Source organism: Brenneria tiliae (genome assembly GCF_023347575.1).
Lineage (GTDB): Bacteria > Pseudomonadota > Gammaproteobacteria > Enterobacterales > Enterobacteriaceae > Brenneria > Brenneria corticis.
The window spans coordinates 270278-290544 of record NZ_JAKPCB010000100.1 but is presented as its reverse complement, the minus strand read 5'-3'; the positions used below and the strand labels follow the sequence as shown (position 1 = coordinate 290544).

Genomic DNA, 20267 nt, shown 5'->3' with positions numbered 1-20267 from the left:
CGGAGCCTGATTTATGCGTGATAGCCGCCCACAATCACTGGAATCCCTGTTTGATAGCGCATCGGGTGCGGGGACCGGCCCACTGCGTGATGTGCAGCAGCGCGCTATCGCTTTATTAAAACTCAACCGGGCGGTGCGCGGATTACTTCCCGCACAGCTGCATCCCTGGTGTCGCGTTGCCAACTATCGGCATGGACTGCTGGTGCTGGAAACCGCCAACGCTAACTGGTTGATGCGGTTACGTTATGAACAGCCGGCCTTGCTCTCTGCACTGCGCGCCCAAATATTACCATCATTGGCCTCGATCGACATCAGGATTAATCCCGCGCTCGCCGCAAAAGGACATGAATTGGTGAAAAAAAACGCTATCGGCACGCCCGACGAGGAAGGAGAGGCAAAACCATTTCGCCAGTTGAGCGAACAAAGTGCGGAAATATTGCGGGGTTTGGCCGGTCAGAGCCCGGAGAAGTTACGCCGGATATTAGAACGACTGGCTTCACTGGCCGGAGAGGGTACCAGTAAAACCAGTCGTAATAAGAAATAACGACTTTATGCGTTAGGCCAATACGGTCGACGGCGCCTTGAATGCCAGCGGCATTTCAGCGTCATCTTCGAAGGTGACGTATTCCCACGCTTCCTGCTTCGCCAACACAGCCTGCAACAGTTTGTTATTCAAGGCATGTCCTGACTTGAACGCGGTAAATGCGCCGATGATGTTGTGACCGCACATAAACAGGTCGCCGATGGCGTCCAGCATTTTATGGCGCACGAATTCATCCTCAAAACGCAGCCCGTCTTCGTTCAGCACGCGGTAGTCATCCACCACTATCGCACAATCGAAACTGCCGCCCAGGCACAACCCACGAGACTGCAGATATTCGATATCACGCATAAAACCGAAAGTACGCGCGCGGCTTATCTGACGCACGAAAGCGTCGGCAGAAAAGTCCAGACGATAACGCTGGGAGCCTGCATCAATAGCCGGATGGTTGAAATCGATGGTGAAGTCCAGGCTAAAACCGTTGAACGGCGTCAGCTCGGCCCATTTATCGCCATCTTCAACCCGCACGGGCTGCTTGATACGCACGAATTTCTTGGCGCTGTTCAGCTCTTCAATCCCCGCATCCAGCAGCAGGTAGACGAAAGGACTGGCGCTGCCGTCCATGATTGGAATTTCCGGCGCATCAACTTCAATGACAATATTGTCAATCCCCAGCCCCGCCAGCGCGGCGTTAAGGTGCTCCACCGTGGAAATACGCACGTCATGCTCATTAACCAGGCAAGTACAGAGCATGGTATCACGCACGGATTTTGCATCAGCCGGAAAATCAACCGGTGGATTCAAGTCGGTGCGACGATAGATGACCCCGGTATTTGCCGGTGCAGGCCGCATGGTCAGGGTGACTTTCTTGCCGGTATGCAAACCGACCCCTGTCGCCTGAACAATACGTTTTAGTGTACGTTGTTTGATCATCATTTTATCTCGCATGTTACTGAACCTACCGACCTAGTTTATACCAGGATCGGCGGGACAGTTTAGCACAAAGAGCGGAGATTCCAACGTCATAGGGCGGTATTAATCCGCCTGCTTACGCAGAAACGCCGGGATATCCAGATAATCCGGCTCTTTATTGGCCTGCTGATTCTGGTCGTTGACCACTTTAGCCGCCGGTTTTTCCTGGGTCAGCGGCGTCATGCCGTGCTGCTGATAGCGATGATCCATCACTGGCTGGCTGGACTGCTTGTTGGTCACCAGGGTAATTTCCGGCCGCTTGTCCATACCGATGCCCGTCGCCACCACGGTGACGCGCAGTTCGTCATTCATTTCCGGATCGAGCGAGGTACCGATAACCACCGTCGCGTTGTCGGAAGCGAAAGCACGAATGGTGTTACCCACGGTTTCGAACTCATCCAGACGCAGATCGAAGCCCGCGGTGATGTTAACCAGCACGCCGCGCGCGCCGGACAGGTCGATATCTTCCAGCAGCGGGCTGGAGATGGCCATTTCCGCCGCCTCTTCCGCACGGTCTTCGCCACGCGCCACGCCCGAGCCCATCATGGCGTAACCCATTTCGGACATCACGGTGCGCACGTCGGCAAAGTCGACGTTCATCAGACCGGGACGGGTAATCAGTTCGGCGATACCCTGAACCGCGCCTTTCAACACGTCGTTCGCGGCGCCGAACGCATCCAGCAGGGAGATGCCGCGTCCCAGAACTTTCAGCAGCTTATCGTTCGGAATGGTGATCAGGGAGTCGACGTGCTTGGAGAGCTCGGCGATGCCCTGCTCGGCGAATGCCATACGCTTTTTGCCTTCGAAGTTGAACGGCTTGGTCACCACGGCGACCGTCAGGATGCCCAGGTCCTTCGCCACTTCGGCAACCACCGGCGCCGCGCCCGTACCCGTGCCGCCGCCCATGCCCGCGGCGATAAATACCATATCGGCGCCTTCAAGCGCCGTGCGCAGCGCTTCGCGGTCCTCTTCCGCCGAATTACGCCCGACTTCCGGGTTGGCGCCGGCGCCCAGACCTTTGGTGATGCCGCTGCCTATCTGGATCGTCTGGCCTACCGCCGTCTTGCGCAATGCCTGAGCATCGGTATTGACCGCGAAAAATTCAACGCCTTCGATGCGCTCGCGCACCATATGCTCGACGGCGTTGCCGCCGCCGCCGCCGACGCCGATGACTTTAATCACCGCGTCGTTGGTTAATTCCATTGGTTCAAACATAGTTTCTCTCCGTTTTGTGCCTGTAACTGCGAGATCATAAACTGTGCCAGGTGATCTCTTTGATAAAATTAAAATTCTTTCCTCAGCCAGCTATTGATTCTTTTGAACCAGTTGCTCACCGAGGCACGTTTTTCGACCTCATGCTCACCGCCAAGGTGAGACTCTTTGCCGTAATGCAGCAACCCGACCGCCGTTGAGTAGTATGGTTCCTGCGCATAATCCGTCAGACCTGTAATATTTAGCGGCTGGCCGATGCGCACCTGGGTGTGGAACACCCGCTGCGCACAGGCCGCCAGGCCGTCTATTTGCGCCGCACCACCGGTAAGCACGATACCTGCCGCCAGATGGTGTTTAACGCCCTGTTGACGTAACTGCTCCTGCAACTGTAAAAGTTCGTCGTTCACCAGATTCAATAGTTCGGTGTAACGCGGTTCAATCACTTCCGCCAGCGTCTGCCGTTGCAGACTGCGCGGCGGGCGGCCCCCGACGCTGGGAACCTCGACGTTTTCATCTTTGCCGACGATGGCGCCTAATGCGCAGCCGTGGCGCACCTTGATCGCTTCGGCATCCGTAGGCGGCGTGCCGAACGCGTAGGCGATATCGCTGGTCACCACGTTGCCCGCGTAAGGGATAACCTTGGTATGGCGCAGGGCGCCGCCGGTGTAAACCGCGATATCCATGGTGCCGCCGCCGATATCCACCACGCAAACGCCCAGTTCGCGCTCATCTTCCGTCAAAACGGCGTAGCTGGAGGCCAGACCGGCGAAAATCAGCTGATCCACCTTCAGGCCGCAGCGTTCAACGGCTTTGACAATATTCTTCGCCATATCGTTATGGCAGGTAATCAGGTGGACCTTCGCCTGCATGCGCACGCCGGATAACCCCACCGGATTCTTGATCCCTTCCTGATAATCAATGGCGTACTCCTGCGGGATCACATGCAGAATGCGATGCTCGTCGCGCACACGTACCGATTTGGCGGTATGCACCACGCTTTCCACGTCTTCCTGCGTCACCTCTTCTTCCGAAATAGGCACCATCCCTATCTCATTCTGGCAACTGATGTGCTTTCCCGACAGCGCCAGATAGACGGAGGATATCTGGCAGTCCGCCATCAGCTCGGCCTGGTCGATCGCGCGCTGCACGCATTTGACCACCGATTCGAGATCGTTAACGCCGCCTTTATCCATACCGCGCGACGGGCAGCTGCCCACGCCGATAATATTGACCATGCCATCGGGCAGAACCTCCCCTACCAGTGCGGCCACCTTCGCCGTACCGATTTCCAGCCCAACTACCAGTTTTCTGTCCGTCGACTTGATCATTGTTGTTTAGCCTGTGCCTGATTCTGATTACTGTTCTGTTGCCGATCAATCCCTTGCTGCTGCTCAGCTTCCTGCTGTTCAAACAAGGCCGGCGCCCAGCCTACCGCCGCGCCGCTGTCATAGCGCAGATCCACATAGCCGAGGCGCTTGTTCTCGCTCTGCGCCTGGCGCTGCAACAGCGGATAAAGCTCGATAAAACGCGCCAGCCGCTTGGCCCGATCGTCCCGTCCCAGTTCGATACGGGTATCATCATCCAACCCCAACTGCCATGAGTGACGCGCGCTCATCGCCACCGTTTTCAGGTTGAACTTTCCAGCCGCCAGCACCTGATTCATGGTCCGGTAACCCTCCAGAACATCGATTTCACTCCCGTCCGGGCCGTACAATAACGGCATTTTGCGGTTGCCGACCCGCTCGGCCGGGACGCTGAAAGCATTCCCCGCGCCGTCGACCATTAGCAGATCATTCCAACGCGCCACCGGAACATATTCAACCAGATGAATCTTTAATTCGTCCGGCCACTGCTTGCGCACGCTGGCCTGTTTGATCCACGGCAGACGTTCAATCTGCTGCTGGATGACGTTCACATCCTGCGTCATAAAGGTTCCCGGCGACCCCAGCGACAAAATCGCCTGACGGATATCGTCGTTGGTGGTGTACTGCCTTTCGCCCGTCACCACCATTCTGGACAACGGCAGGCGGCTGGCGTCCTTCATCCAGCCGACGACCATCCATCCTCCCCAGACGATCGTCCCCATCACCATCAGCAGGAAAATCATCCCCGCCAGTTGGCCTCCGTTGCTGCGACGGGCCCCTTTCGCTTCGGGCTCCCGTGCGCGCGTATTCAGCGCTGCCTGCGACATATCAGCCGGCCAGCTCCAGCACCCTGGCAACCAGCTGTGAGAAACTCAGCCCCTGTTGCCTTGCCGCCATCGGCACCAGACTGTGGCTGGTCATCCCCGGAGAGGTATTGACCTCCAGCAGATAAAAGGCCCCGTCGCCGTCCATCATCAGATCCACCCTGCCCCAGCCGCCGCAATCCAGCGCGCGGTAGGCCGCCAGCGACAGCGCGGCCAGTTCCCGCTCTTTTTCCGCCGACAGGCCGCTTGGGCAAAAGTACTGCGTATCATCCGACAGATACTTCGCTTCATAGTCGTAAAACGTGCCCGCGGCCTGGATGCGAATCGACGGCAGCACCTCGTCGCCAAGGATGGCGACCGTGTACTCCGGGCCGCTGAGCCATTTTTCCACCAGCACCTCGTCGTCATGACGAAACGCCTCTTCCAGCGCGGCAGGCAGTTCCGCTACCTGATTCACCTTGCTCATGCCGACGCTGGAGCCTTCGCGGCTTGGCTTCACAATCAGCGGCGTGCCCAAATGGGCGAATTTTTCCAGCAGCTCATCCTCCGCAAGCGCGGCGAACTGCTGCCGGTTCAGGGCGATATACGGCGACACCGGCAATCCCAGCGCCTGCCACACCAGTTTGGTGCGCAGTTTGTCCATCGTCAGCGCGGACGCCATCACCCCGCTGCCGGTATAGGGCAGCTGTAAAAACTCCAGCAGTCCCTGCAGGGTGCCGTCTTCGCCGCCGCGGCCGTGCAACGCGATAAAGACTTTGGTGAACCCCTCATCCTTTAGCCGCGTCACCGGAAACTCGCGCGTATCCACGGCATGGGCATTGATGCCCGCTTCTTTCAGGCCCTGCAGCACCGCCTGGCCTGAAAGCAGCGACACTTCACGTTCGGCAGAGGTGCCACCAAGCAATACGGCAACTTTCTCAGTCATAATGTTCCTCACTCGCTTATCTGGGGCTGCAGCCGGGAATCAGCCAGTTTCCGCGCCAGCTTGCCGATATTGCCGGCGCCCTGAACCAAAACCAGATCTCCGCCGCGCAGCGCCTGTGACAACAGTTCCGGCAAGGTATCCACATCGGTCACCAAAATCGGATCAATCTTACCGCGCCCGCGGATGGTGCGGCACAAAGTGCGGCTATCCGCGCCTGGGATCGGCGACTCGCCCGCCGAATACACCTCCAGCATCAGTAAAACGTCCACCTGCGACAGCACATGAGTAAAGTCATCGTACAGGTCTCGGGTACGCGTATAGCGGTGCGGCTGAAACACCATCACCAGGCGCCGGTCCGGCCAGCCCGCGCGCGCCGCCTTGATGGTCGCGTCGACTTCGGTCGGATGGTGACCGTAATCATCCACCAGCATGGCGCTGCCGCTTTGTCCGTTTACCCGCTCCAGCGGGTATTCACCCAGAAAATCAAACCGTCTGCCGGTGCCTTCAAAGCGCTCCAGCGCGCGCAGGATCGCCTCGTCGTCAATCCCCTCGTCCATCGCCACCGCCACCGCGGCGGCGGCGTTCAGCGCGTTGTGACGCCCCGGCGCGTTCAGCGTCACCTGCAGCAGCGGCTTATCCTGGCGCGCCAGGGTAAAGTGCCCCTGCGCGCCGGTCTGCCGATAGTCGGCGACGCGCACGTCGGCGTCGTCGCTAAAGCCGTAGGTGGTGATATGGCGCCCGACCCGCGGCAGCAGCTCGCGGATCACCGCATCGTCCACACACATCACCGCCCGGCCGTAAAACGGCAAATTGTGCAAGAAGCTGATAAAGGTCTGCTTCAGGTTTTCAAAATCGCCATGATAGGTATCCATGTGATCGGCTTCGATATTGGTCACGATCGCCACCATCGGCTGCAGATGCAGGAACGAGGCGTCGCTTTCGTCCGCTTCCGCGATCAGGTAGCGGCTGGAACCCAGACGCGCATGGGTGCCCGCCGCCTTCACCAACCCGCCGTTGACAAACGTCGGGTCCAGCCCCGCTTCGGCGTAGATGCTGGCGACCATGGCCGTGGTGGTGGTTTTACCGTGCGTTCCCGCCACCGCGATGCCGTGACGGAAGCGCATCAGCTCGGCCAGCATTTCCGCACGGCGGATCACAGGAATACGCGCCTCGTGCGCCGCCACAATCTCCGGGTTATCGGCGGAAATGGCGCTGGAGACCACCACCACGCTGGCGTTCAGCACGTTTTCCGCCCGGTGGTGAAAATAGATCTGCGCTCCCAGTTCGCTCAACTGCTGGGTGACGGCGTTCGGCGCCAGATCGGACCCGCTTATCTGATACCCTTCATTAGCCAACACTTCGGCGATACCGCCCATGCCGGCACCGCCGATGCCGACAAAGTGGATGTGCCGGACGCGATGCATCTCGGGCACGATTGAACGCAGTTTCGCCAGTTGTTGAGTATTCACTTTTTCTATCGCTACCTTATTTAATCCCCGAACGGCAACGCCGCCCGGCGATACTGTATTAATTAATCAGCTATGGACCGCACGGCCCGCTACGGCGCTTACCGCCTTCGCCACACGCTCCGTGGCGTCGGGAACGGCCGCCGCTCGGGCTTTTTCCGCCATCGCCAGCAGCGTGGCGCGATCCCAGTTCGCTAAAACTTCACTTACCGACGCCGCGTTAAACCGCGGCTGTTCGATAATCTTCGCCGCCCCCGCTCTTTCCAGCGACAGGGCGTTCCAATACTGCTGCCGGTCCTTATGCTGGAAAGGGACAAACAGCGCCGGCAAACCGGCGGCGGCGATTTCACTGACCGTCAGCGCGCCGGAACGGCAGACCACCACGTCGGCCCAAGCGTAGGCTTGCGCCATGTCATCAATAAATTCAACGATCTTGTGCTGCGTCCGCCCGACCTGCCGATAGGCCTGCTCAACGTCCGCCAGCGCGCCTTTACCCACCTGATGCCAGATTGTCACGCCGTCGCCCAAGGTCGCGGCAACGCCCGGCAGCGTCTGATTGAGGACTCGCGCCCCCTGGCTGCCGCCCAGCACCAGCACCCGAACCGGGCCGCTGCGGCCGGCCAGACGAAGCGCGGGGGCGGGCAATGCCAGCACGTCCGCCCTCACCGGGTTGCCGACCACGTCGGCTTTCACAAAAGCGCCCGGAAAAGCCTGTAATACTTTTTTGGCGATATGCGACAGCCAGCGGTTGGTCAGCCCGGCAATGCCGTTTTGCTCATGCAGCACCACGGGTACGCCGCACAGCCACGCGGCCAGGCCGCCGGGGCCGGAAACATAGCCGCCCATCCCCAGCACCACGTCCGGCCGGTAACGGCGTATTATCGCCCGCACCTGCCGCACCGCCTGGAATATACGCAGCGGCGCGGCCAGCTGGGCGCGCAGCCCCTTGCCGCGCAGCCCGGAGATACGGATAAAATCGATCTCGATACCGTGCTGCGGCACTAAATCCGCTTCCATGCGATCCGCGGTGCCTAACCAGCGCACCTGCCAGCCCTGCGCCATCAGATGATGCGCCACGGCAAGACCGGGAAACACATGTCCTCCCGTTCCGCCCGCCATCACCATCAAACGCTTGCCTTCGCCACTCATCGGGCACTCCTTGTAAACGCCTGCGCTTTGGTCAGGCGCGTTTCAAAATCAATACGTAACAGCATAACGATGGCCGTCGACATGATGATCAGACTGGAACCACCGTAGCTGATTAACGGCAACGTCAACCCCTTGGTCGGCAACATCCCCGACGCGGCCCCGACGTTGACCAGCGTCTGAAAGCTGAACCAGACGCCGATCGAGCAGGCGAGAAAACCGGAAAAACGCTGGTTGATCTCCAGCGCGCGCCGCCCGATGGACATCGCGCGAAAAGCGACGAAGAATATCATTAACAGCGCCAAAACCACACCGATATAGCCGAGCTCTTCACCTAAAATGGAGAAAATAAAGTCGGTGTGCGCCTCCGGCAGATATTCCAGTTTCTGCACCGAATTTCCCAGCCCCTGCCCCCACAGTTCCCCCCGGCCGAACGCCATCAGGGATTGGGTGAGCTGATAACCGCTGCCGAACGGATCCTCCCACGGATTCCAGAACGAGGTGACGCGCCGCATACGGTAGGGTTCGGCGATAATCAGCAGGCAAACGGCAAAAATACCGCAGCCGATAATGGCCAGAAACTGCCATAGCTTCGCCCCCGCCAGAAACAGCATCGCCAGGGTGGTGATAAACAGCACCACCACCGTTCCGAGGTCCGGCTGCGCCAGCAACAGCACCGCCAGCACCACCATCACCCCCATCGGTTTGCAAAAGCCCCAGAAGTTATTCCGCACTTCTTCCACTTTGCGCACCATATAGCTGGACAGATAGCAGAACAGCGTCAGCTTGGATAACTCCGCCGGCTGAATGCGCAACGGCCCCAGCGATATCCAGCGCGACGCGCCGTTAACCGAGCTGCCGACCGCCAGCACCACCAGCAGCAGCAGCATGGAGGCCAACAGCAGCACCGGGCTGTAACGCTGCCAAATTTCCATGGGAACGCGCAACGTCACCAGAGACAGCGCCAGAGCCAACCCCAGATACAGCGCATCGCGCTTGGCGAACAGAAAGGGGTCGCTGGCCAGACGCTGTCCAATCGGCATCGAGGCGGAGGTCACCATCACAAAACCGATCACCGCCAGCCCGAACGTCAGCCATACCAGCGTGCGGTCATACAGAACCACGCTCTGCGTATCGCTTTCCCGCGTCCCCATGACCCAGTTTTTTATACGTTCGACAACCGCCAGCCCGGAGAAGCGCATCAGCCCAGTTCCTCCGCCAGACGGGCGAACTCGTCGCCCCGTTGTTCAAAACTGCGGAACTGATCGAGGCTGGCGCAGGCCGGCGACAGCAATACCATGTCTCCTGGCGCGACGCGTCCCGCGATCAACTGCATGGATTGCTCCATGGTTTCCGTCCGTTCGGCGATATCCGGACACAGCGCCGCCAGCTGTTCGCCGTCGCGGCCAAAACAGTAAAGCCGGATGTCGTCGCCCTGAAAATAGCGCAGCAAGGGCGAGAAATCGGCGGATTTGCCGTCTCCGCCCAATAGCAGATGCAGAGTGCCGTCCACCTTCAGGCCGCTTAACGCCGCTTCGGTGCTGCCGACGTTGGTGGCCTTGGAATCATTGATCCAGCGCACGCCGTTGCGCTCCCAGACCAGTTGGAAACGATGCGCCAGCCCGGTAAAGGCGGTCAGGGCCGTCAAGGCCGACGAACGCGGAATACCCACGGCGTCCGCCAATGCCAGGGAGGCCAGCGCATTGGTGTAGTTGTGCTGCCCCACCAGTTTAATCTCGCGGGTGTTCAACACCCGTTCGCCTTTAATCCGCAGCCAGGTTTCCCCTTGCTGCCGATTCAGGTGGTAATCGCCGACGTCGACGCCGAAGCTCACGCAGCGCTCATCCGCGCCGCGAATCGGCATGGTCAGCGCGTCATCGGCGTTAACCACGCACACGCCGGCGTTTTCGTAAATGCGCAACTTGGCGGCGCGATACTGCTGCAAGCCAAACGGATAGCGGTTGGTGTGGTCTTCGGTCACGTTCAGAATGGTCGCCGCCGCCGCGTGCAGACTGCTGGTGGTCTCCAGTTGGAAACTCGACAGTTCCAGCACATAGAGCTGGCATTCATGCTCAAGCAGACGCAGCGCGGGCAGGCCGATATTGCCGCCCACCCCCACCTGCCACCCGGCGGCCCGCGCCATGTCGCCCACCAGCGTGGTTACCGTGCTTTTGCCGTTGGAACCGGTGATCGCCACGATGGGCGCCTGCGCTTCACGGCAAAACAGCTCGATGTCGCCGACGATCTCAATGCCCGCCTCGGCGGCATCGCTCAGTATCGGCGTCGCCAGGGCGATGCCCGGGCTGGCGACGATGAGATCCGCGTCCATCAGCCAGGTTTCGTTGAGATCGCCGAGATGGCGCTCGACGTTTTCCGGCAGCTTATCCAACCCCGGCGGACTGATACGGGTATCCACCACGCGCGGCACCACGCCGCGCGCGAGGAAGAAATCAACACAGGAGAGCCCGGTCAGCCCCAACCCGATAATGACCACTTTTTTACCCTGATAGTCCGCCATATTTTACCGTACCTTCAGCGTTGCCAGGCCAATCAGCACCAGCATCAGCGAAATAATCCAGAAACGCACGATCACCCGCGGTTCCGGCCATCCTTTAAGTTCATAGTGGTGATGAATCGGCGCCATGCGGAAAATACGCTGGCCGCGCAGCTTAAAGGACCCAACCTGTAAAATGACCGACAGCGTCTCCACCACGAATACGCCGCCCATAATCACCAGCAAAAACTCCTGACGCAGCAGCACCGCGATGGTGCCCAGCGCGCCGCCCAGCGCCAGCGAACCCACATCCCCCATAAACACCTGGGCCGGATAGGTGTTAAACCACAAAAAGCCCAGTCCGGCGCCCACGATAGCGGTACAGACCACCACCAGTTCGCTGGCATGGCGGATATAGGGAATATGCAGATAACCGGCAAAATTCATATTCCCCGTCGCCCAGGCGACCAGGGCGAATCCGGCGGCGACAAATACCGTCGGCATGATCGCCAGTCCGTCCAGACCGTCGGTCAGGTTCACCGCGTTGCTGGTCCCGACAATCACAAAGTACGCCAGCACAATGTAGAGCAGCCCCAGCTGCGGCATGATGTCTTTAAAAAACGGCACCACCAGTTGGGTGGCCGGCGTGTCTTTACCAATCGCATACATGACGAAGGCCACCACCAGGGCAATCAGCGACTGCCAGAAATATTTCCAGCGCGCGATCAGCCCCTTGGTGTCTTTACGCACCACCTTGCGGTAATCGTCGATAAAGCCGACCACGCCGTAGCCCAGCAGCACCGCCAGCACGCACCAGACATAGGGGTTGGATAGGTTGACCCACATCAGCACCGAAATAATGATCGACGCCAGAATCATCACGCCCCCCATCGTCGGCGTTCCCCGCTTGCTGAAATGCGACTCCGGCCCTTCACTGCGAACCACCTGGCCGATCTGCAAACGTTGCAGCCAGGCAATCAAATGCGGCCCCATCCATAGGGAAATCACCAGCGCGGTCAGCAGGCTGACGATGGCGCGAAACGTCAAATAGGAAAAGACGTTGAAGCCGGAATAAAACTTGACCAGATGCTCGGCCAGCCACACTAACATGTTGCATTCTCCTGTAATGCACGTACTACCTGCTCCATCGCGGTGCTCCGTGACCCCTTAACCAATATGCTTATTGTTTTATGTTCGGCTATCAGCGCGCCCAGGCGCGAAACCAGCGCGCCCTTATCCTGAAAATGTTCGCCAGCGCCGCCGGCGCGGCCGATCAATTCGCTTAACGTCCCCACGCTCAAGACTTTATCGATGCCCGCGGCGCGAACGGCCTGGCCGACCTGACGGTGGCACTCCCGCGCCTCGTCGCCCAGTTCCCCCATGTCGCCGACCACCATCACGCGGTATCCCGGCATTTCAGCGAGAACCTGCGCCGCCGCGGTCATCGAGCCGACATTGGCGTTGTAGCTGTCGTCCAGCAGCAATTTTCCCGGCGCCAGCACAATCGGGAATAGCCTGCCCGGCACCGCCTGAAGCTGCGCCAAACCGGCTTTCACCGCCGCCAGCGTGGCGCCGACGGACGTGGCCAGCGCGGCGGCGGCCAGCGCGTTGGCCACGTTGTGGCGCCCCGGCAGGGGCAGCGTCACCTCAATTGCCCCGAACGGCGTATGCAGGCTGAACCGCGTACCCTGCGCCAGTACCTTGATATCGCTGGCAAAAAAATCGACATCCCCGGCGGCCTGCGGTGAAAAACGCCATACGGTTTTATGGGTCAGCGTCACCTGCCAGTGCGGAAAGTCATTGCTGTCCGCATTGATAATCGCCACGCCGTCGGCCGGCAGGCCGGCAAAAATCTCGCCTTTCGCCTGCGCCACCCCCGCCAGCGAGCCGAAGCCCTCCAGATGGGCGGCGGCGAGGTTATTGACCAGCGCGCTTTCCGGACGCACCAGATCGGTGGTGTAAGCAATCTCGCCGATATGGTTGGCCCCCAGTTCAATCACCGCGAACTGATGCTCCGGCGTCAGGCGCAGCAGCGTCAGCGGCACGCCGATATCGTTATTAAAGTTGCCGGCGGTATACAGCACATTACCGCACTGACGCAGAATGGCGGCGGTCATCTCCTTGACCGAGGTCTTGCCGGAAGAGCCGGTCAGCGCCACCACGCGGGCATTGGACTGCTGCCTTACCCAGCCGGCCAGCTTGCCCAGGGCCAGACGGGTATCTTCCACCAGCAGCTGCGGCGCATTAACTGGTAAGCGCTTACTTACCAGCAGAGCCGACGCGCCGTTTTTCAGTGCATCCGCGGCATAGTCATGCCCATCGAATTTCTCGCCGCGCAGCGCGACAAACAGGCAGCCGGCCCGCAGCTTGCGCGTATCCGTGGCGACATCGTCGATTTCGACGCTGCCGCCGATCGGTTGGGCGCCCAGAATCGAGGCTATCTGCTGTAGGGAAACGCGCATCATGCGATAACCCCCAACAGGCGGGCGACGGTAATGCGGTCCGAATAATCCAGCCGCTGATTGCCGACCAGTTGGTAATCCTCGTGGCCTTTACCGGCCACCAGCACCACGTCGTTCTCTTTCGCCTGCATAATGGCGCTGGTGACGGCCTCGGCGCGGCCGGAAATGACCTGGACGCGTCCGGCATCCAGCAGCCCGGTTAAAATATCCTTTACGATGGCGCGCGGCTCTTCGCTGCGCGGGTTATCGTCGGTCACCACCACTCTGTCGGCCAGCTGTTCCGCGATGCCCCCCATAAGCGGGCGCTTACCTTTATCGCGATCGCCGCCGCAGCCGAAGACGCACCACAGTTGCCCCGCGCAGTGCAGCCGCGCCGCTTCCAGCGCTTTTTCCAGCGCGTCCGGGGTGTGGGCGTAATCCACCACCACCGTCGGTTTGCCGGGGGCGCTGAACACCTCCATCCTGCCGCACACCGGTTGCAGATGCGCGCCGGCGCTAATCAGCCGATCCAGCGAATACCCCAGGGAAAGCAGCGTCGCCAGCGCCAGCAAGGTATTGCTGACGTTAAAGGCCCCCATCAGGCGGCTGGCGATTTCGCCATTGCCCCAGCTTGAGTCGAAACGAATGGTGGCGCCGCGGTCGTGATAATCGACGCCGGTGGCCTTCAGCCAGCGGCCGCGGCAGCCCGGAACCAGATTGTTTTCCATGGTGACGGCGACGGCGTCCGGCAGTTTGTCGAGCCAGCGGCGGCCGACGTCGTCATCCGCATTGATGATCGTCTGCCCCACCCGGTGGTCGGCGAACAGCGACCATTTCGCGGCCTCATAGCGTTCCATATCGCCGTGGTAATCCAGATGGTCGCGGCTCAGATTGGTGAATACCGCCGCGGCGAACGGCAGCGCGGAGACGCGGTGTTGCACTAGACCGTGGGAAGAGACCTCCATTGCCGCAAACGTCGCGCCCTGATCGACCAGTTGCCTCAGCACCTGCTGTACCTCCACCGCCGATCCGGTGGTATTGCCGGTCGGCGCGACGTGCCCCAGCAGGCCGTTTCCCACCGTGCCCATTACCGCGCTGGTTTCGCCCAACGCCTGGCTCCACTGCGCCAGCAGCTGCGCCGTGGTGGTTTTACCATTGGTTCCTGTCACGCCGACCAGCTGCAATTTTTCCGCCGGCTGCCGATAGAAACGTCCCGCCAGAGCGGAAAGACGCTGATGCAGATTGCTCAGGTAAACCACGGGAATGCCGTGCATTTCACGCACGTCCCCATCAGCGGCCTCGCCTTCGGCTTCGGCGATAATCGCGGCGACGCCTTGCGCAATGGCCTGCGGGATATAGCGCCGTCCGTCCGTTTGGTGGCCGACAATCGCCACAAACAGATCCCCGGCAGCCGCAACGCGGCTGTCTAATGTCATTTCCCGCAGCGCACAGGCCGGGGCATCCTGCACCCACGGCGCTAATAACTCGCGCAAATTACGATCTGCCACCTGGAGCCTCTTCTCGGTTAATTACAAACTCGTTTTTATCGCCGATGGGCAAGGCGTCTGGTTCTATGTTCATCGTCCGTAATACCCCCCCCATGATGGCGCCGAATATCGGTGCTGAAACCGCACCGCCGTAATATTTCCCGGCCTGCGGATCGTTGATGACCACGACCAGAGCAAAGCGCGGGTTACTGGCGGGCGCGACGCCCGCCGTATAGGCGATATATTTGTTGATGTATTTGCCGTCCGGACCGACTTTTTTCGCCGTGCCGGTTTTAATCGCGATCCGGTAGCCTTTAATCGCCGCCTTGGTGCCGCCGCCGCCGGGCAGCGCCACGCTTTCCATCATATGCACCACGGTGCGCACCAGCGCTTCCGGGAACACGCGTTCGCCGGCGACCGGCGGATCGACTTTGGTAATCGACAGCGGGCGATAAACGCCAAAGCTGCCGATCGTGGCGTAGACTCGCGCTAACTGTAACGGCGTTACCATCAGCCCGTAGCCAAAAGAGAAGGTGGCCCTCTCTATGTCAGACCACCGTTGTTTTTGAGGATATAAGCCACTGCTTTCTCCGACCAACCCCAAATTGGTCGCCTTTCCCAACCCCATGCGCGAGTAAGTATCCACTAACGCCGAGGAGGGCATCGCCAACGCCAGCTTGGAAACGCCGACGTTACTCGATTTCTGCAGGACCCCGGTTAGGGTCAATTCGTTGTAGCGCGCCACGTCTTTGATTTCGTGACCGTTAACGTAATAAGGCAGGGTATTGAGGACGCTGTTCTCTTTTATCACCCCGCGTTGCAGCGCCGTCATCACCACCATCGGCTTCACGGTGGAGCCGGGTTCGAAAATATCGGTAATGGCGCGGTTGCGCATAATATCTTTGGCGGTGCCGGCCAGATTATTAGGGTTGTAGGACGGGCTGTTGGCCATCGCCAGCACTTCGCCGGTGCCGACGTCAACCAGCACCGCGGTGCCCGATTCGGCTTTGTTAAACGCCACCGCATTGCTCAGTTCGCGATAGACCAGCGCCTGCAAACGCTCATCGATGCTCAGCGCCAGATTATGCGCCGCCTGACTGTCAACGGAGGAGATATCTTCGATCACCCGGCCAAACCGATCTTTACGCACGGTTCGTTCGCCCGGCTGGCCGGTCAGCCAGCGGTCAAAGCTTTTTTCAACCCCTTCGATACCCTGTCCGTCAATATTGGTAAAGCCGATCAGATGGGCCGTGACCTGGCCGGAAGGATAATAGCGGCGGGACTCCTGACGCAGGTTAATACCGGGCAGCTTCAGTTTATGGATATATTCGCCAATGGCCGGGTTAACCTGCCGCGCCAGATAGACAAAGCGCCCTTTCGGGTTGGCGTTAATCTTCGCCGCCAGCTGATCGAGCGGGACTTCGAGCGCGTCTGACAGCGCTTTCCAGCGCGTATCCAGCGTGATGCCGCCCTGTTCGTTCACCTGTTGCGGATCGGCCCACACCGCGTTAACCGGTACGCTTACCGCCAACGGACGACCGGCGCGATCGCTGATCATGCCGCGCGCCGTCGGCACCTCCTGCACGCGCAGGGAGCGCATATCCCCTTCACGCACCAGTTTATCGGGGTTAATCACCTGAAGGTAGGCCGCCCGCGCCATCAGACCGATCATCGCCAGCAGAATACAGCTACAGAGCAACGCAAAACGCCAGCTGACAAAGCTGGCTTGATCTTCCTGGCGTTTTAACCTTCCTGTACGGGCTGCTTTCATGCTGTATTGGATGCCTGCTTAGTTCATTGCTTAACCACAATATTTTCCTGTGACGGATCGACATGCCCCATTTGCAGTTTTTCCGTCGCGATCCGCTCAACGCGGCTATGATCCCCTAACGAATTTTCTTCCAGAATCAGGTTGCGCCACTCAATATCCAGCGCGTCACGCTCCAGCAATAGCCGTTCGCGTTCCGCGGTCAACAAACGCGTTTTGTGCGCCGTCGTCACCACCAGCACCGCGGAAACCAGCACCGCCGCCATCAGCAACAGCGGGATCTTGCCGTTACGCAGCAGATCCTCGCCGATGACGCCGACCAGGCCGTGACGCTCATGGCCGATCATGCCGGCAGCCTCTCGGCAAAGCGCAGCACCGAACTGCGGGCGCGGGGATTGGCGGCGACCTCTTCAGCCGACGGCATCATCTTCCCCACCGGCTTCAGGGTTTGTCCGCCCTGGCTGCGCAGCTGTTCTTCCGTCAACGGCATACCTGCCGGCACCTGCGGACCACGGCTCTGATGACGGATAAAGCGTTTGACGATCCTGTCTTCCAGCGAGTGAAAGCTGATGACCGACAGGCGACCGTGCGGAGCCAGTACGCTCAACGCGCCGTTCAGCGCCTGTTCAATCTCTTCCAGCTCGCTATTGATATAAATGCGGATGGCCTGGAAACTGCGCGTCGCCGGGTGTTTATGCTTTTCGCGAATCGGACTGGCGGCGGCGATCAACTCGGCCAGCTCTTTGGTGCGCGTCAGCGGTTCGGTGCGGTTACGCTCGACGATGGCGCGGGCGATACGTTTGGCGAAACGCTCTTCACCGAAGGTTTTCAGCACCCAGGCAATATCTTCCGCTTCCGCTTTCAGCAGCCACTCGGCGGCGGAAAGGCCGCGAGTCGGATCCATGCGCATATCCAGCGGACCGTCGCGCATAAAGGAAAAACCGCGTTCGGGATCGTCGAGCTGCGGCGAGGATACGCCCAGATCCAGCAATACGCCGTCAATACGACCGGTAAGGTCGCGCTCGGCCATGTAGTCGGCCAGCGCGGAAAACGGGCCGTGAATAATGGAAAACCGGGGATCGTCTATCGCGCCGGCGGCTTCAATGGCCAGCGGATCGCGATCGATCGCCAGCAGGCGTCCTTCCGGTCCCAATTGGGAAAGAATGAGGCGAGAGTGGCCGCCACGGCCAAAAGTGCCGTCTATATAGGTTCCGTTGCTGCGAATATTCAGGCCGTTAACGGCCTCGTCCAGCAGCACGGTGGTGTGTTTATAATTTTCCGGCATGACTATAGCGATAAGTCCTGCAACCGCTCAGACAATGGTTCCTGAGTCGATTGTTCTGCGTCGATATCTTCCCTGACCTGTTGATACCAAGTCTGTTCATCCCACAGTTCAAACTTGTTGAACTGCCCGACCAGCATCACTTCTTTTGTAAGGCCTGCGTGCTGCCGCAACGTACCGGCGATCAATAACCGTCCGGCGTTATCCATCTGACATTCGCTGGCGTGCCCCAGCAACAGGCGCTGAACGCGGCGCTCCGCGGGGTTCATGCTCGACAGGCGCGACAGCTTCTGTTCAATGATTTCCCATTCAGGCAAGGGATAAAGCAGCAGGCACGGCTGATGAAGATCAATGGTGCAAACCATTTGACCTTGCGATTCCTCGTTCAGCGTTTCCCGATAACGGGTAGGTACGGCAAGCCGCCCCTTGCTGTCGAGATTAACCAGCGTTGCCCCACGAAACATGCCTGAGTTACCCCTCCATAACCTTTTTTACCACTTTATCCCACAAATCCCCACGATGAAGAGTGTACGGAGGGTATTAAAACCTTGTCAAGCCAGAGCTGGCGTGCTTTGGAATTATTTCTGCGTGGATTTGGGCCGGCAGGAAGGTGAAAAAAATAAAGGCGGAGAATTAATAAAGATTAAGGTCATGAAAATTTAAGAGAATTTCACTCCCGAAATAATATTGGCTACCGAAATGGCGCTGGATTTCCCTTGGTCGATTATTTTTATTGTCACAGGCTGATACTAAATATAAATGTTTCCAGAATAATCTTAACTTGCCGTAAGCCTTGCATAACAAGGCTTTCACTAATCAGGCGCTATTATACTGCGATTGCCGGCATTTGCTCAACGTCACATTTTTATCCTCAATATCCCCGCGTCTTTATTCAGCGCCCGATTTACTTTAATTTACGTTTTCCGCGCCACAAATCCGCCGCCAAAAAGAAAAATTCCCAGTTAAAGTACCGCGCAATAAATAAAGTCTCAGCCTATTCACCGCCGTTGATTAAAAAGCATGGAGATATATCCAGTTATTTTTAACGCTCATTTTCTCGTCTTACGCCGCTATTTCCCGTTGAATGACACGCTGGCGCCAGATTAAAATAACCTGTTGTTTTTAAATTACTTTATTACTATTTACGCGATAAAAAAGCAAAACGGCAGCGAACCAGAGATAAAGTAGCGAAAAACCTGACCAAGAGGTCAAAAATAAATATTTTTAGCTACTTATTAAGCAACAATGCAGTGATGTACACTACTCACAATTTAAAAAGCAAAACAAAAAGCCATGATTAACCCGTTACTCTGATTTTTGTTCGCCATCTGAAAATGGAGTGAGTGGAGATGTTCTTTTCCCCGGCCTCAAGATTACGCAGCGCCACGGCGGATACCTTCGCCCTGGTGGTTTATTGCTTTATTACCGGCATGGTGATTGAGATCGGACTTTCCGGCATGAGCTTTGAACAGTCTTTATCTTCACGGTTGCTGTCTATCCCGGTCAATATCGTCGTTGCCTGGCCCTACGGCATTTACCGCGATCGCGTGCTCGGCTTCGCCCGACGCCATGGCCCGCAACACTTTCTGCTGCGCAACCTGGCCGATCTGCTGGCGTACGTCAGTTTTCAGTCGCCGGTTTATATCGCCATTCTGTGGACCATCGGGGCGGATTCGTCGCAGATGCTGACCGCCGTAGCCAGCAATGCGGTCGTCTCCATGGTGATGGGCGTGATATACGGCTATTTTCTGGAATACTGCCGCCGGTTATTCCGGGTCGCCGTCACCGGGTAACCGGCTTCCCCGGCAAAGGCGTCACCGATGGGAAACCGTTTTGCGGCGCAGTTTGGCAAGCTGCGTCTTGAGGCGGCTACGTTTCAGATCGGACAGGTTGTCGAGCAGCGACAGCCCGTCCAGATGATCGATTTCATGTTGCAGGCATACGGCAAACTCGCCGCCGGCGTCGATCTCCCGCGCGGCGCCGTCCAGATCGATAAATGCCACCTTGACCCGCTGCGCCCGTTCCGCCGGCATGGGATGGCCAGGAATAGAAGAGCACAGCTCCAGATGTGACGTTTTCTCCGACGAAGAGTGGGTTATCTGCGGGTTAATCAACGCCAGCCGCTGGCGTTCTCCCTTTTCGTCCGCCATGTCTATGACGACGATGCGCAGCGGAACGCCCAATTGGATGGCGGCAAGCCCCGAATCCTTCATGGCGTCAATCACGGCGAACATGCGCGCGACCAGCGCCTTAACCTCATCATCAATAATATCGACGTTGCGGGAACGCTGGTTCATCCGCGGATCGTCGATCCAAAGCACTTCAGTTACATCCATGGTTATCTT

19 protein-coding genes are annotated in these 20267 nt (G+C 58.7%); 2 read left to right on the top strand and 17 right to left on the bottom strand.

Annotated features, from left to right (window positions below; all coding sequences use genetic code 11):
* The first annotated feature begins 13 nt into the window (after nt 1-13).
* Nucleotides 14-544 (top strand): DUF721 domain-containing protein, encoded by a 531-nt coding sequence (locus tag MFP24_RS16530; protein WP_249231244.1) that lies wholly within the window; start codon nt 14-16, stop codon nt 542-544.
* A gap of 12 nt (nt 545-556) precedes the next feature.
* On the opposite strand, the gene lpxC is transcribed toward MFP24_RS16530, so the two are convergent.
* From lpxC to mraZ, 16 genes are all read right to left on the bottom strand, one after another.
* Nucleotides 557-1474 carry a UDP-3-O-acyl-N-acetylglucosamine deacetylase gene (gene lpxC / locus MFP24_RS16525; protein ID WP_040343643.1) on the bottom strand — a complete coding sequence of 306 codons (918 nt, stop codon included), beginning with the start codon at nt 1472-1474 and terminating at the stop codon, nt 557-559.
* A gap of 102 nt (nt 1475-1576) precedes the next feature.
* The gene (gene ftsZ / locus MFP24_RS16520) at nt 1577-2728 is read right to left on the bottom strand and encodes a cell division protein FtsZ (protein WP_009111448.1); all 1152 of its coding nucleotides are present in this window, start codon (nt 2726-2728) and stop codon (nt 1577-1579) included.
* A gap of 68 nt (nt 2729-2796) precedes the next feature.
* Nucleotides 2797-4053 (bottom strand): cell division protein FtsA, encoded by a 1257-nt coding sequence (gene ftsA, locus MFP24_RS16515; RefSeq protein ID WP_249231245.1) that lies wholly within the window; start codon nt 4051-4053, stop codon nt 2797-2799.
* Nucleotides 4050-4916, bottom strand: a complete 867-nt coding sequence (gene ftsQ, locus MFP24_RS16510; protein WP_249231246.1) for a cell division protein FtsQ — start codon at nt 4914-4916, stop codon at nt 4050-4052. The genes ftsA and ftsQ overlap by 4 nt, the downstream gene beginning before the upstream one ends.
* Before the next feature lies 1 nt (nt 4917).
* The gene (locus MFP24_RS16505) at nt 4918-5838 is read right to left on the bottom strand and encodes a D-alanine--D-alanine ligase (RefSeq protein ID WP_249231247.1); all 921 of its coding nucleotides are present in this window, start codon (nt 5836-5838) and stop codon (nt 4918-4920) included.
* Nucleotides 5839-5846: 8 nt separating this feature from the next.
* The gene (gene murC, locus MFP24_RS16500; protein ID WP_249231248.1) at nt 5847-7307 is read right to left on the bottom strand and encodes a UDP-N-acetylmuramate--L-alanine ligase; all 1461 of its coding nucleotides are present in this window, start codon (nt 7305-7307) and stop codon (nt 5847-5849) included.
* 66 nt (nt 7308-7373) lie between these two features.
* A complete protein-coding gene (gene murG, locus MFP24_RS16495; protein WP_249231249.1) occupies nt 7374-8453 on the bottom strand; it encodes an undecaprenyldiphospho-muramoylpentapeptide beta-N-acetylglucosaminyltransferase in 1080 nt (359 codons plus the stop codon).
* Nucleotides 8450-9652 carry a cell division protein FtsW gene (gene ftsW / locus MFP24_RS16490; protein ID WP_249231250.1) on the bottom strand — a complete coding sequence of 401 codons (1203 nt, stop codon included), beginning with the start codon at nt 9650-9652 and terminating at the stop codon, nt 8450-8452. The genes murG and ftsW overlap by 4 nt, the downstream gene beginning before the upstream one ends.
* The gene (murD, locus tag MFP24_RS16485) at nt 9652-10968 is read right to left on the bottom strand and encodes a UDP-N-acetylmuramoyl-L-alanine--D-glutamate ligase (RefSeq protein ID WP_249231251.1); all 1317 of its coding nucleotides are present in this window, start codon (nt 10966-10968) and stop codon (nt 9652-9654) included. The genes ftsW and murD overlap by 1 nt, the downstream gene beginning before the upstream one ends.
* 3 nt (nt 10969-10971) lie before the next feature.
* On the bottom strand, nt 10972-12054 hold the full coding sequence (gene mraY, locus MFP24_RS16480) for a phospho-N-acetylmuramoyl-pentapeptide-transferase (RefSeq protein ID WP_249231253.1): 1083 nt from the start codon (nt 12052-12054) through the stop codon (nt 10972-10974).
* Nucleotides 12048-13409 (bottom strand): UDP-N-acetylmuramoyl-tripeptide--D-alanyl-D-alanine ligase, encoded by a 1362-nt coding sequence (murF, locus tag MFP24_RS16475; protein ID WP_249231254.1) that lies wholly within the window; start codon nt 13407-13409, stop codon nt 12048-12050. The genes mraY and murF overlap by 7 nt, the downstream gene beginning before the upstream one ends.
* Entirely contained in the window at nt 13406-14893 is a 1488-nt protein-coding gene (murE, locus tag MFP24_RS16470) for a UDP-N-acetylmuramoyl-L-alanyl-D-glutamate--2,6-diaminopimelate ligase (RefSeq protein ID WP_249231255.1), read from the bottom strand. The genes murF and murE overlap by 4 nt, the downstream gene beginning before the upstream one ends.
* Nucleotides 14880-16643 carry a peptidoglycan glycosyltransferase FtsI gene (locus tag MFP24_RS16465; protein WP_407062014.1) on the bottom strand — a complete coding sequence of 588 codons (1764 nt, stop codon included), beginning with the start codon at nt 16641-16643 and terminating at the stop codon, nt 14880-14882. Before MFP24_RS16465 ends, murE begins: the two co-directional genes overlap by 14 nt.
* Nucleotides 16644-16666: 23 nt before the next feature.
* Nucleotides 16667-16987, bottom strand: coding sequence for a cell division protein FtsL (gene ftsL / locus MFP24_RS16460; protein WP_009111436.1), 321 nt, complete (start codon nt 16985-16987; stop codon nt 16667-16669).
* Complete coding sequence (rsmH, locus tag MFP24_RS16455) at nt 16984-17925, bottom strand: 16S rRNA (cytosine(1402)-N(4))-methyltransferase RsmH (protein WP_249231256.1); 942 nt, start codon at nt 17923-17925, stop codon at nt 16984-16986. Before rsmH ends, ftsL begins: the two co-directional genes overlap by 4 nt.
* A 2-nt stretch (nt 17926-17927) precedes the next feature.
* Nucleotides 17928-18386, bottom strand: coding sequence for a division/cell wall cluster transcriptional repressor MraZ (gene mraZ / locus MFP24_RS16450; RefSeq protein WP_249231257.1), 459 nt, complete (start codon nt 18384-18386; stop codon nt 17928-17930).
* Between the two features lie 885 nt (nt 18387-19271).
* Between mraZ and MFP24_RS16445 the strand changes: the two genes are divergently transcribed.
* Nucleotides 19272-19715 carry an L-alanine exporter AlaE gene (locus MFP24_RS16445; RefSeq protein ID WP_136166099.1) on the top strand — a complete coding sequence of 148 codons (444 nt, stop codon included), beginning with the start codon at nt 19272-19274 and terminating at the stop codon, nt 19713-19715.
* Nucleotides 19716-19736: 21 nt separating this feature from the next.
* Here MFP24_RS16445 and def read toward each other — a convergent pair whose 3' ends face one another.
* On the bottom strand, nt 19737-20258 hold the full coding sequence (gene def / locus MFP24_RS16440; protein ID WP_249231258.1) for a peptide deformylase: 522 nt from the start codon (nt 20256-20258) through the stop codon (nt 19737-19739).
* Between the last annotated feature and the right edge of the window lie 9 nt (nt 20259-20267).

Coding starts and splice junctions, on each gene's coding strand:
- MFP24_RS16530 (WP_249231244.1), top strand. CDS start 14: ATGCGTGATAGCCGCCCACAATCACTGGAATCCCTGTTTGATAGCGCA.
- lpxC (WP_040343643.1), bottom strand. CDS start 1,474: ATGATCAAACAACGTACACTAAAACGTATTGTTCAGGCGACAGGGGTC.
- ftsZ (WP_009111448.1), bottom strand. CDS start 2,728: ATGTTTGAACCAATGGAATTAACCAACGACGCGGTGATTAAAGTCATC.
- ftsA (WP_249231245.1), bottom strand. CDS start 4,053: ATGATCAAGTCGACGGACAGAAAACTGGTAGTTGGGCTGGAAATCGGT.
- ftsQ (WP_249231246.1), bottom strand. CDS start 4,916: ATGTCGCAGGCAGCGCTGAATACGCGCGCACGGGAGCCCGAAGCGAAA.
- MFP24_RS16505 (WP_249231247.1), bottom strand. CDS start 5,838: ATGACTGAGAAAGTTGCCGTATTGCTTGGTGGCACCTCTGCCGAACGT.
- murG (WP_249231249.1), bottom strand. CDS start 8,453: ATGAGTGGCGAAGGCAAGCGTTTGATGGTGATGGCGGGCGGAACGGGA.
- ftsW (WP_249231250.1), bottom strand. CDS start 9,652: ATGCGCTTCTCCGGGCTGGCGGTTGTCGAACGTATAAAAAACTGGGTC.
- murD (WP_249231251.1), bottom strand. CDS start 10,968: ATGGCGGACTATCAGGGTAAAAAAGTGGTCATTATCGGGTTGGGGCTG.
- mraY (WP_249231253.1), bottom strand. CDS start 12,054: ATGTTAGTGTGGCTGGCCGAGCATCTGGTCAAGTTTTATTCCGGCTTC.
- murF (WP_249231254.1), bottom strand. CDS start 13,409: ATGATGCGCGTTTCCCTACAGCAGATAGCCTCGATTCTGGGCGCCCAA.
- MFP24_RS16465 (WP_407062014.1), bottom strand. CDS start 16,643: ATGAAAGCAGCCCGTACAGGAAGGTTAAAACGCCAGGAAGATCAAGCC.
- ftsL (WP_009111436.1), bottom strand. CDS start 16,987: ATGATCGGCCATGAGCGTCACGGCCTGGTCGGCGTCATCGGCGAGGAT.
- rsmH (WP_249231256.1), bottom strand. CDS start 17,925: ATGCCGGAAAATTATAAACACACCACCGTGCTGCTGGACGAGGCCGTT.
- mraZ (WP_249231257.1), bottom strand. CDS start 18,386: ATGTTTCGTGGGGCAACGCTGGTTAATCTCGACAGCAAGGGGCGGCTT.
- MFP24_RS16445 (WP_136166099.1), top strand. CDS start 19,272: ATGTTCTTTTCCCCGGCCTCAAGATTACGCAGCGCCACGGCGGATACC.
- def (WP_249231258.1), bottom strand. CDS start 20,258: ATGGATGTAACTGAAGTGCTTTGGATCGACGATCCGCGGATGAACCAG.